Origin of the sequence: Streptomyces sp. NPDC052101 (assembly GCF_040680235.1) — a bacterium.
In the GTDB taxonomy this organism is placed as follows: domain Bacteria; phylum Actinomycetota; class Actinomycetes; order Streptomycetales; family Streptomycetaceae; genus Streptomyces.
Window position 1 is genome coordinate 42,199 of sequence record NZ_JBFAWH010000041.1, and the last position, 10,945, is coordinate 53,143.

Sequence of the window (10,945 nt, forward strand, 5' to 3'; positions counted from 1 at the left end):
CCTGTGGAGGGGGCGGTGAGGGGGGAATGGGAGAACGGGAGACGGGCCGGCCCGGCGGCTTCGCGGTGACCGGGGTCAGTACCCCTGTTCGGTCAGCCAGCCTTCGATCGCTTCCGCGGTCACCTTGATGTGGTCCTCCATGAGCGTGAAGTGGTCGCCCGGAGTGGTTCCGAGCGTGTGGGGGAACGGCCAGGCCGGGCGCCACCCGTCGTCGTCGAAACCGTCGGCCTGGTACGGCATCGGGTCCGCGGCGCGCAGGAAGTACGTCGGGGCCGCGACCGGGGAGAGCTCGCACTCGTTCATCAGCGAGTAGTAGCGCCCCATCGCGCTGAGCCGCACCCCGGACATCGCGCCGGCCCCGAAGATGTGTTCACGGTCGAAGAGGCCGTCCATCATGGCCCGGTTCGTCTTCACCGTGAACTTCGCGTCCGGCTGGTAGGTGTCGATCAGGACGATCGCGGAAGGCTTGAGCCCCACCTCTTCCGCCCGCATCGCCAGGGAGTAGGCGAGCACCCCGCCCGCCGAGTGCCCGAGGAGCACGAACGGATCGTTCCCGACCGCCGACCGCAGTGTCAGAAGGTGGGTCTCGGTCAGGGTGCGGTAGGAGTCGGGCAGCAACTGGCCATCAGCGTATCCCGGGTTCGTCAGGGCAATCAGGTCCCGCTTGCCCTGGACCAGTTGGGACAGCCGACCGTACATCATCGGACTCGCCGTCGAGGTGATCGCGGGCAGGCAGACCAGGGTGGCCCTGTCTCCGTCGCCGCGGGACATGCGCGTCACCGGAAGGGCGTTGTCCGCCGCGGCCTCGACCGAGTACGACGGCCGGATCCGCGAGGCGGCCTTGATCAGGTCCATACCCGCCTGCCCCGACTCGCCGATGGCGTACGACGCGCGGTACAGCGCCTCCAGGCTGTCGAACGGGGACAGCGGCGCGGGCGCGGCTCCCGCCGCCGCGGTGGGCGACGCGGCTTCCGAACCGACGAGGCCCACCAGATGAACGGCGAGCCTGGCGATGGTCGGGTACTCGAACAACGTCGTGGCGGGAAGCTGGAGTTCGAGCAGCTCGCCGAGACGGTCCCGCAGATCGATGGCGGCCACCGAGTCCACGCCGAAGTCGAGGAACTCGCCCTCCGGGTCGAAGTCCACCGGGCCGTCGTGGCTCAGGACGACGGCCAACTCGGTCCGGATGACGTCTTCCACGACCTCGTGGCGCTTGTCCGCCTCGACACCCAGCACACGGGTGCGCACGTTCGCCCTCGGCGCCGTGCGCGTCCGCTTCCGGCGCACCGGTGCGGCGGCGTCCGACGCCTGACGCAGCTGGTCCACGGGAACGACGCGCATGGCCAGCCGGTCGATCTCGGCCACGGGCCGGCCCGCCGCGTCGGCGATCCTGACGCCCAGCGCATCCGGGCCCGCGGCGGACAGCCGCACCCGGCCCGTGGAGCCGGCCGCGGCGTGCAGCCGTACGCCTGCCCACAGGAAGGGCATCCGGACCTGCGCCTCGTCCTGGTCGAAGAAGGTACCCAGGCCCATCGCGTGCAGGGACGCGTCGAGCAACGCGGGGTGCAGGTCGAACTCCTCCGTCGCGGCCCCCTCGGGCAGGGCCACCTCGGCGAGGATGTCCGCACCGGAGCGCCACACGGCCCGCAAGCCGCGGAACGTCGGCCCGTAGTCGTAGCCGAGTTTGGCCAACTCCTCGTAGAAATCGCCCAGTTGGACCTCTTCCACGCCCGGTGGCGGCCACGCGCCCGCGAGGGGAGCGAAGCCGCTCAGGTCACTCGGCGCCTCCGGCGCCGGGGACATGAGTGCGCTGGCGTGGCGGGTCCACTCCGGGCCCCCGTCCGGTGCGGCGGCCTCGCTGCGGGAGTGAACGGTGACGGTACGGCGGCCGGTCTCATCCGCCTCGGTCACGTGTACCTGAACGGCGACGGAGACGCCGTCGCGCAGCACCAGAGGCCCTTCCAGGGTGAGTTCCGGCAGCCAGGGGCAGCCGACTTCCCGTCCGGCGTACAGCACCCAGTCCAGCAGGACGCTGCCCGGCAGGAGGACCGTTCCCGCGACGGCATGGTCCGCGAGCCACGGCTGGGCGGCGGTTGACAACCGTCCGGTGAACAGGGCCGTGTCATGGCCCGCCGGGCGGACCACAGCCCCCAGCAGGGGGTGGCCCGTGGACTCCAGGCCCACCCCGGAAGCGTCACCGGTCACCGCGGGGGCGTCCAGCCAGTACCGCTCACGCTGGAACGCATACGTGGGCAGATCCACGAACTCCGCGACAGCGGGCAGTACCGACGTCCAGTCCACGCCGATGCCACGGGTCCACAGCGTTCCCATCGAACGCAGCAGCGTCTCACGCGCACCGTGATCGCGCCGCAGACTGCCCACCGCCAACGCGCCGGGCCTGCCCGCGGCGGCCGTCAGGTCCTCCATCGCGCCCGTGAGCACGGGATGCGCACTCACCTCGACGAAGACGCTCACCCCCTGCTTCACCAGCGCGGCCACCGTCTCCTCGAACTGCACCGGGCGGCGCAGGTTGCGGTACCAGTACTCGGCGTCCAGCTCCGTGCCGTCGACCTGGCTCCCGGTCACCGTCGAGTACATCGGGACGTCACCCGGGCGGGGGCTGACCGGAGCGGCCAGCTCCATCAGTCGGTGGCGGACCTGCTCGACGTGCGGAGTGTGCGAGGCGTAGTCCACGGGGACCCTCCGCGCACTCAGACCGGTCTCCTCGCACGCCGCCACGACCTCTTCCAGAACAGGGGAATCACCGGCGACCACCGTGTTGCCGGGGCCGTTCACCACGGCGACCCACGCACCCTCACGACCCGCCAGCAGCTCCTCGACCCGGGCGGCCGGCGCCGCGACCGACACCATCCCGCCCCGGCCCACCAACTGCTCGGCGATCACCTGGCTGCGCAACGCCACCAGACGCGCACCGTCCTCCAGCGACAGCGCACCCGACACACACGCCGCGGCGATCTCACCTTGGGAGTGGCCGATGACAGCGGACGGAACAACACCGACCGACCGCCACACCTGTGCCAGCGACACCATCATCGCCCACAGCGCGGGCTGCACGACATCCACCCGCTCCAGCTGTGCGTCGTCCGAACCGCCCCGCAGCACCGCGAGCAGATCCCAGTCGACGAACTCGGCCAGAGCCTCGGCGCACCGCTCGACCGACTCGGCGAACACCGGTGAGCTGTCCAGCAGTTCGCGAGCCATGCCGGCCCATGGCGCCCCCTGGCCCGGGAACACGAACACCGCCTTCGCCCCGGAGCGCGCGAGGCCCCGGACCATGCCCGGCGACTGCGCGTCGCCGCTCGTCAGCGCGTCCAACCGCGCCACGAACCCGGCGCGGTCGTCAGAGGTCACCACAGCCCGGTGATCGAACTCCGTCCGCGTGGACGCCAGCGCGGCGGCGATCGTGTCCACCGGCACCCCGGGATCCGCCGCCAGCCGGCTCAGACGCGCGGCCTGGCCGCGCAGTGCTTCGGCGCTCTTGGCCGAGAGCACCCAGGACTGGACGGCCCCCGAGAGGACGGGCCGGGGCTCCGGCCGGTCGGCCTCGGGTTCGGCCGGCGCCTGTTCCAGGATGACGTGGGCGTTGGTGCCGCTGATCCCGAACGAGGACACCGCCGCGCGCCGGGGGCGGTTCGTCTCCGGCCAGGCGACGGACTCGGTCACCAACTCGACCGCGCCCGCGCTCCAGTCGATGTGCGGGCTGGGCTCGTCGACGTGCAGGGTGGGCGGAACGATTCCATGCCGCATCGCCATCACCATCTTGATGATTCCCGCGACGCCCGCGGCCGCCTGGGTGTGGCCGATGTTGGACTTCACCGACCCCAGCAGCAACGCCCGTTCCTCGAACCGCTCCTGGCCGTAGGTCGCGATCAGTGCCTGTGCCTCGATGGGATCGCCCAGCGAGGTGCCGGTGCCATGGGCCTCCACCACGTCGACCTCGGACGGGGACAGGCCCGCGTTCGCCAGGGCGTCCCGGATGACCCGCTGCTGTGACGGGCCGTTCGGGGCACTCATCCCGTTGGACGCGCCGTCCTGGTTGACCGCCGAACCACGCACCACCGCGAGCACCCGGTGCCCGTTGCGGCGCGCGTCCGACAGCCGCTCCACCAGCAGCACACCGACGCCCTCGCCCCACGCCGTACCGTCGGCCGACGCGGCGAACGCCTTGCAGCGGCCGTCGGGGGCGAGTCCCCGCTGCCTGCTGAACTCGGTGAACGCGGTGGGGGTGGACATGGCGGCGACACCGCCGGCCAGGGCCAGGTCGCACCTGCCGCTGTGCAGCGCGCTGATGGCCATGTCCAGCGCCACCAGAGACGACGAGCATGCGGTGTCCACCGTCACCGCCGGCCCCTCGAAGCCGAACGAGTAGGCCACCCGGCCGGATGCCACACTGCCCGCGTTCCCGTTGCTCAGGTAGCCCACGAGGTCCTCGGGCACGGCCCGAAGCCGTGCCACGTAGTCGTGGTACATCAGGCCGGAGAAGACACCGGTCCGGCTGCCGCGCAGGCTCCTGGCGTCGATGCCGGCCCGCTCGATCGCCTCCCAGGAGGCCTCCATGAGCAGCCGGTGCTGCGGATCCATCGCCACGGCCTCACGCGGAGCCACCCCGAAGAAGCCCGCGTCGAACTCGGCGGCGTCGTAGAGGAAGCCGCTCTCCCGCACATAGGTGGTCCCCGACCCGTGGCCCTCCGGGTCGTACAGCGCGTCGAGGTCCCATCCTCGGTCGGTGGGGAATCCGCCGATGCCTTCGCTGCCGTGGACCACGAGGTCCCACAGGTCCTCCGGGGAACGCACGTCGCCCGGGTAGCGGCAGCTCATGCCGATGATCGCGACGGGCTCGTCGGAGGGGCCGGCCACCGCTGTGCGCCGCTCGGCCTCGTCGGCCGAGCCGAACAGCTCCGAGCCGAGGAAGTCGGCCAGCACCTGCGGGTTCGGGTAGTCGAAGACCAGGGTCGTGGGCAGCCGGACACCGGTCAGCCCGGCCAGGCGGTTGCGGAGTTCGACGGCGGTGAGCGAATCGAACCCGAGGTCGCTGAAGGACTGCGCCGCACCGATGTCGGTGGGCGAGGCATGGCCGAGCACGACGGCCGCGTGCTCGCGCACCACGTCGACGAGGGCGTCGGACCGCAGGTCGGCGGGGAGTGCCGCCAGACGGTCGGCGAGGCCCGCGCCCTCGGTCACGGCCGCGGCGGATGCCCGCCGCTGCGGGGCCGCGACGAGGCCGCGCAGCAACGCGGGCGGCGAGTCCATGTGCCGCAGGTCCAAGCGGACCGGGACCACCACGGGCTCGGCAAGCCGCACGGCGGCGTCGAACAGGGCCACCCCCTCGTCCTCGGAGAACGCCCGCAGGCCGCCCCGGGTGAGACGCCCGAAATCGGTGTCGCTCAGGGTTCCGGTCATGGTGCTCAGATCGGCCCACAGTCCCCAGGCCAGCGAGTGCCCGGGCAGCCCCTCGGCACGACGCCGCTGCGCCAGGGCGTCCAGGAAGGTGTTGGCCGCCGAGTAGTTGGCCTGTCCGGGGGAGCCGAAGATCCCGGCCGCCGAGGAGAAGAGGACGAACATCCCCAGGTCCCGGTCGCGGGTGAGCTCGTGCAGGTTCCAGGCTGCGTTCACCTTGGGCCGCAACACGGTCGCCAGGCGCTCCGGGGTCAGAGCCGTGAGGGTGCCGTCGTCGATGACACCGGCGGCGTGCACCACCCCGCGCAGGTCGGGGATGCCCGCGAGCAACTCCGCGACGGCGTCGCGGTCGGCGACGTCACAGGCCGCGATCCGCACCTGCGCGCCGAGTTCCCGCAGGTGCTCGGCCTGCTCGACCGCGCCCGCGGCGTCAGAGCCGCGCCTGCTGACGAGGACCAGGTCCGTGACACCGTGGGCGGTGACCAGGTGCCGGGCGACCGCCGAACCGATCACACCGGTGCCACCGGTGACCAGCACGGTGCCGTCGACCGGCGCCGCGGACGGGGCGTCCTGCGGTGTCCGCGCGGCGGAGTGCTGGAGGCGAGGCACGTACGCGGTGCCGCCGCGCAGCGCGAACTCGGTCTCGCCCTGGTCGATCGCCGCAGGCAGCAAGGTCCGCAGCAGGTCACCCGCTTCGGGCTCGCCGTCCGCCGCCGCACTCGCGTCGACCAGCAGGAACCGGTCCGGGTGCTCGGACTGCGCCGACCGCAGCAGACCGTGGACGGAGGCCTGCAGCGGATCGACGCGCTCGTCGGCGGACGTCTGGACCGCGCCGCGGGTGAGGACGACCAGCCGCGCACCGGCCGGCACGTCCTGCACCAGCCACTGCTGTACGCGTTCCAGCACGCTGTTCAACGCGGCCAGGACCTGGTCCGGCAGCGCGCCGTCGAAGCCGGGCAGTCCGGCGCAGTCCAGCAGCGCACTGTCGCCCGTCGCGGCGACGTCCTCCGCCGACAGGGCGTCGGTCCAGCCGACCGGGGGCCGCTCCGCTGGGGTGCCGTCCGCCTCCCAGCGCTCCCACCGCGTGGTGAACAGCGATCCCGCCACCACCGACCGGGCCGAGCTGACCTGCGCCTGCGTCACCGGGCGCAGCACCAGCTCATCGATCCCGAGGACGGGCACACCGGCCGCGTCGGCCATGCGGACCCGCAAGGTGGAGCCGCCCTTGAACGACAGCCACACCCGGACGGAGCGGGCGCCGAGTGCCCACAACTGCACTCCGGACCAGGCGAAGGGCAGCCGCGCCGCTCCGCCGTCGTCGCCGCCGGGCGCTCCGCCCAGGCCCATCGCATGCAACGCCGCGTCCAGCAGGGCCGGGTGGATGCCGAAGTCGCCGGCGTCGGCCGCCGCCCCCTCCGGGAGCTCCACCTCCGCGAAGATGTCGTCACCGCGCCGCCAGCCCGAGCGCACTCCCTGGAACGCGGGGCCGTAGCCGAAGCCCTGACGGACCAGTTCCGCGTAGAAGCCGTCGGCGTCGAGGGCCGTGGCGCCGCTGGGCGGCCACGACTTTCCGGCCACCGCACCGAAGTCGGTGGCGTTGGGGGCCTCGGGCTGCGGGGCGATCACGGCCTGGGCGTGCCGGATCCACGGCACGCTCTCTCCCCAGAGGGTGTCGCCGGCCGGCTCCGGACGCGAGTGGACGGTGACCGCACGGGATCCGTCGGCGTCGGCCTGCGCCACGACGACCTGGACCTGTACGGCGCCCGAGGCGTCGAGCACCAGCGGCGTCTCCAGGGTCAGATCGCGTATCCGGCCGCAGCCGACGTCCTGTCCCGCGCGCAGGACCAGTTCGACGAAGGCCGTGCCCGGCAGCAGCACGGTGCCCATCACGGCGTGGTCGGCGAGCCAGGGATGGGTCGTCAGGGAGAGACGGCCGGTGAGCACGGCCGTGTCGCCGTCCGCCACGCTGACCATCGCGCCCAGCAACGGGTGGTCGACACCGGTCAGGCCCGCGGAGGCCACGTCGTCGGCGAGCGCGCGCAACGAGGTCCGCGGCCAGAAACGCTGGTGCTCGAAGGCGTACGTGGGCAGGTCCGGCCGGCCGTCCGTCGCCGGCAGCACCGCGGCCCAGTCCACCTCGATCCCGCACGTCCACAGCGCGCCGACAGCGCGCAGCAGGCTCGCCACCTGCGGCCGTTCGCGGTGGGCGACCGCGGCCACGGTCACGGGAGCGGCACTGTCCTGCAGGCTGTCCTCGACGGCCCGGGTCAGAGCCGTGTGCGGGCCGAGCTCGAGGAAGGCGTCCACCTGGCCGACCAGGGCGCGCACGGCGTCGTGGAAGCGGACCGCCTCACGGGCGTGGCGCACCCAGTACTCCGGCGACGCCAGCTCGGTGGGTTCGACGGCCGCGCCCGTGACGGTGGAGACGATGGGAATCTCCGGCGGGGACCACGTCAGCCCGGCGAGAACGGAGCGGAACTCGTCGAGCATCGGCCGCATCAGCGGCGAGTGGAAGGCGTGGCTGACCTGGAGACGGCGGGTTCGCCGGCCCGCTCGTCCGGCGGCGTCGACGATGTCCTCCACCGCTGCGGCGGCACCGGAGACGACGACGGCGGACGGACCGTTGACCGCGGCCAGCGCCACCTCGTCGGCCGGTGCCCCGCGCAGCCACTCGGTGGCCTCGGACTCCGAGGCCTCGATGGCCACCATGGTCCCGCCGTCGGGCAACTGCTGCATGAGCCGCCCGCGGGTCACGACCAGGGTCACCGCGTCGGCCAGGGACAGCACCCCGGCCACATGGGCAGCGGCGATCTCACCGATCGAGTGGCCGAGCAGCACGTCGGGCCGTACGCCCCACCCCTCGAGCGTGCGGAAGAGGGCGACCTCGATCGCGAACACGGCGATCTGGGTGTACTCGGTCCGGTCGACGAGTGCGGCCTGCGCGGAGTCCTGCCTGGCGAAGACGACGTCCTTCAGCGGGACGTCGAGCTGTGCGTCGGCCCCCGCGCACACCGCGTCGAACGCCACGGCGAAGGAGGGGACTTCATCGTACCACTGACGTCCCATGCCGGCCCATTGGGCGCCCTGTCCGGCGAAGACGAAGGCGGCCTTGGCACCGGTATGCGCCCTGCCGAGGACGAGGTGCCGTCCGGGGGACGCCTTGCCCGCCAAGGTGTCCAGCACCTGCTGGAACCCGGCGTGGTCGGCGCCGAGAACCACGGCACGGTGGTCGAACACCGAGCGCGAGGTCGCCAGGGCCACGGCCGCACCGGCGAGATCCGGTGCGGCGGTGGCGACGGTGTCCCGCAGCCGCTCGGCCTGGCCCCGCAGCGCGGCTTCCGTCCTGGCCGACAGCACCCAGGGCAGCACGCCGCCCGTCGGTACGGGTACGGCGCCGGGCTCCTCGGCCGCGGGCTCCACGGGGGCCTGCTCCAGGATGACGTGGGCGTTGGTGCCGCTGATGCCGAACGACGACACACCCGCGCGCCGGGGCCTGTCGCTCTCCGGCCACGCCGTCACCCGTGTGGCGAGCTCCACCGCGCCCGCCGACCAGTCGATGTGCGAGCTGGGCCGGTCGACATGGAGCGTCGCGGGCACGAGCCCGTGGCGCAGCGCCATCACGGTCTTGATCACACCGGCGACACCCGCGGCCGCCTGGGTGTGCCCGATGTTCGACTTGACCGACCCCAGCAGCAACGGCCGTCCGGTCGCACGGTCCTGACCGTACGTCGCCATCAGGGCATGGGCCTCGATCGGGTCGCCCAACGAGGTACCCGTGCCGTGGGCCTCGACCAGATCCACCTCGGCGGCCGACACACCCGCGCTCGCCAGGGCGTCACGGATGACCCGCTGCTGGGAGGGGCCGTTGGGGGCGGTCAGGCCGTTGGACGCACCGTCCTGGTTGACGGCCGAGCCGCGCACCACGGCGAGCACCTTGTGCCCGTTGCGGCGCGCGTCGGACAGCCGCTCCACCAGCAGCACACCGACGCCCTCGCCCCACGCCGTGCCGTCCGCGCCGTCCGCGAACGCCTTGCAGCGGCCGTCCCCGGACAGTCCGCCCTGCTTGCCGAACTCGGCGAACACACCGGGCGTCGACATGACGGTCACACCGGCCACCACCGCGAGCGGGCATTCGCGGGCCCTGAGCGCCTGCGCCGCCAGGTGGAGTGCGACCAGCGACGAGGAGCAGGCCGTGTCAAGGGTGACCGCGGGCCCCTCGAAGCCGTAGTTGAAGGCGATACGGCCGGAGATCACGCTCGCCGCGGTACCGGTGAGCAGGTAGCCCTGTGTCTCGTGCCGGGCATGGTGGATCAGGGCGCCGTAGTCCTCGCCGTTCACCCCGACGAACACACCGGTGCGGCTGCCGTGCAGCGACTTCGGGTCGATCCCCGCGCGCTCGAAGACCTCCCAGGACGCCTCCAGCAGCACCCGCTGCTGGGGGTCCATCTCCATCGCCTCACGCGGGGAGATCCCGAAGAAGCCCGCGTCGAACTCGGTGGCCGAGTCGATGAAGCCGCCCTGCTTGCGGGGGGCGCCGGAACCGGCGTCCGCGGCTTCCATGAGCCAGCCGCGGTCGTCGGGGAAGCCGCCCATGGCGTCCCCGCCGCCGAGCACGAAGTCCCAGTACGACTCCGGCGTGTTCGCGTGGCCCGGGAAACGGCAGCTCATTCCCACGATGGCGATCGGTTCCCGGCTCGCCTCCTCGAGGTCCCGGACATGCCGCCGGGTGCGCTTGAGATCAGCAGTGACCCGCTTCAGGTACTCGACTACCTGTTCCTTCTCAGCCATGATCACAATTCCTTTTGAAACAGCATCGGTACATGAGCGGGTGTCGTGAGCATCAGCTCACCCCGAGTTCGTCATCGATGTAGCGCAGCAGTTCGTCCTCACCGACCGCGTCGACATCGTCGGCGTCGTCCGCGGCGACCCCGCCGAGGGCCCTGGACCGCTCCCGCCAGCGGACGAGCAGCGTCTCCAGCTGGGCCGTGACCTTCCTGACCTCGTTCTCGTCCCGAGGCTCGGCGAGCATCGCCTCCAAGCGGCCGATCGTCTCAATGCCCCACTCCCCCGGCTCCACGGCCGGCAGCAGCAGCCCGAGCAGATGTCCGCTGAGCAGCTCCGGCGTGGGATGGTCGAAGACCAGCGAGCTGGGCAGCTGAGTACCGGCGACACCGGCGAACCGGTTGCGCAGCTCGATCGCGGTGAGCGAGTCGATCCCAAGAGCGGCGAAGGACTGACCGGGCACGATCTCGGCCGGCGAGGAGTACCGCAGCACCGCGGCAACGTGCTCGCGCACCACGCTCAGCATCGCATCCCGGCGTTCGTCCTCGGGCAGCGCCAGGAGGCGGCTGCGCAGCGTCTGCGCGTCCAGCGCCGTCGTGCGGCGGTTGGGGGTGCGGACCAGGGCGCGGAAGAGGGCGGGCACGGGAGCACTGCCGTCGGAGCGGCGCGGCAGGTCCAGACGGATGGGCAGGCTGTGCGCCAGACCGACGGCGAGGGCATGGTCGAAGAGCGCCAGACCCTGCGC

Annotated in this window: 2 protein-coding genes; both read right to left on the reverse strand. The window is 72.5% G+C overall.

Annotated features, from left to right (window positions below; translation table 11 throughout):
• Positions 1-75 precede the first annotated feature (75 nt).
• On the reverse strand, positions 76-10,206 hold the full coding sequence (locus AB0L75_RS38775) for an SDR family NAD(P)-dependent oxidoreductase (protein ID WP_365190850.1): 10,131 nt from the start codon (positions 10,204-10,206) through the stop codon (positions 76-78).
• A 52-nt stretch (positions 10,207-10,258) separates the two neighbouring features.
• A partial coding sequence (locus AB0L75_RS38780; RefSeq protein ID WP_365190852.1) for a beta-ketoacyl reductase occupies positions 10,259-10,945 on the reverse strand: 687 nt, incomplete at its 5' end.

Bases quoted from the DNA above. Each gene is read 5' to 3' on its own strand.
- AB0L75_RS38775 (WP_365190850.1), bottom strand. From the start codon at position 10,206: ATGGCTGAGAAGGAACAGGTAGTCGAGTACCTGAAGCGGGTCACTGCT.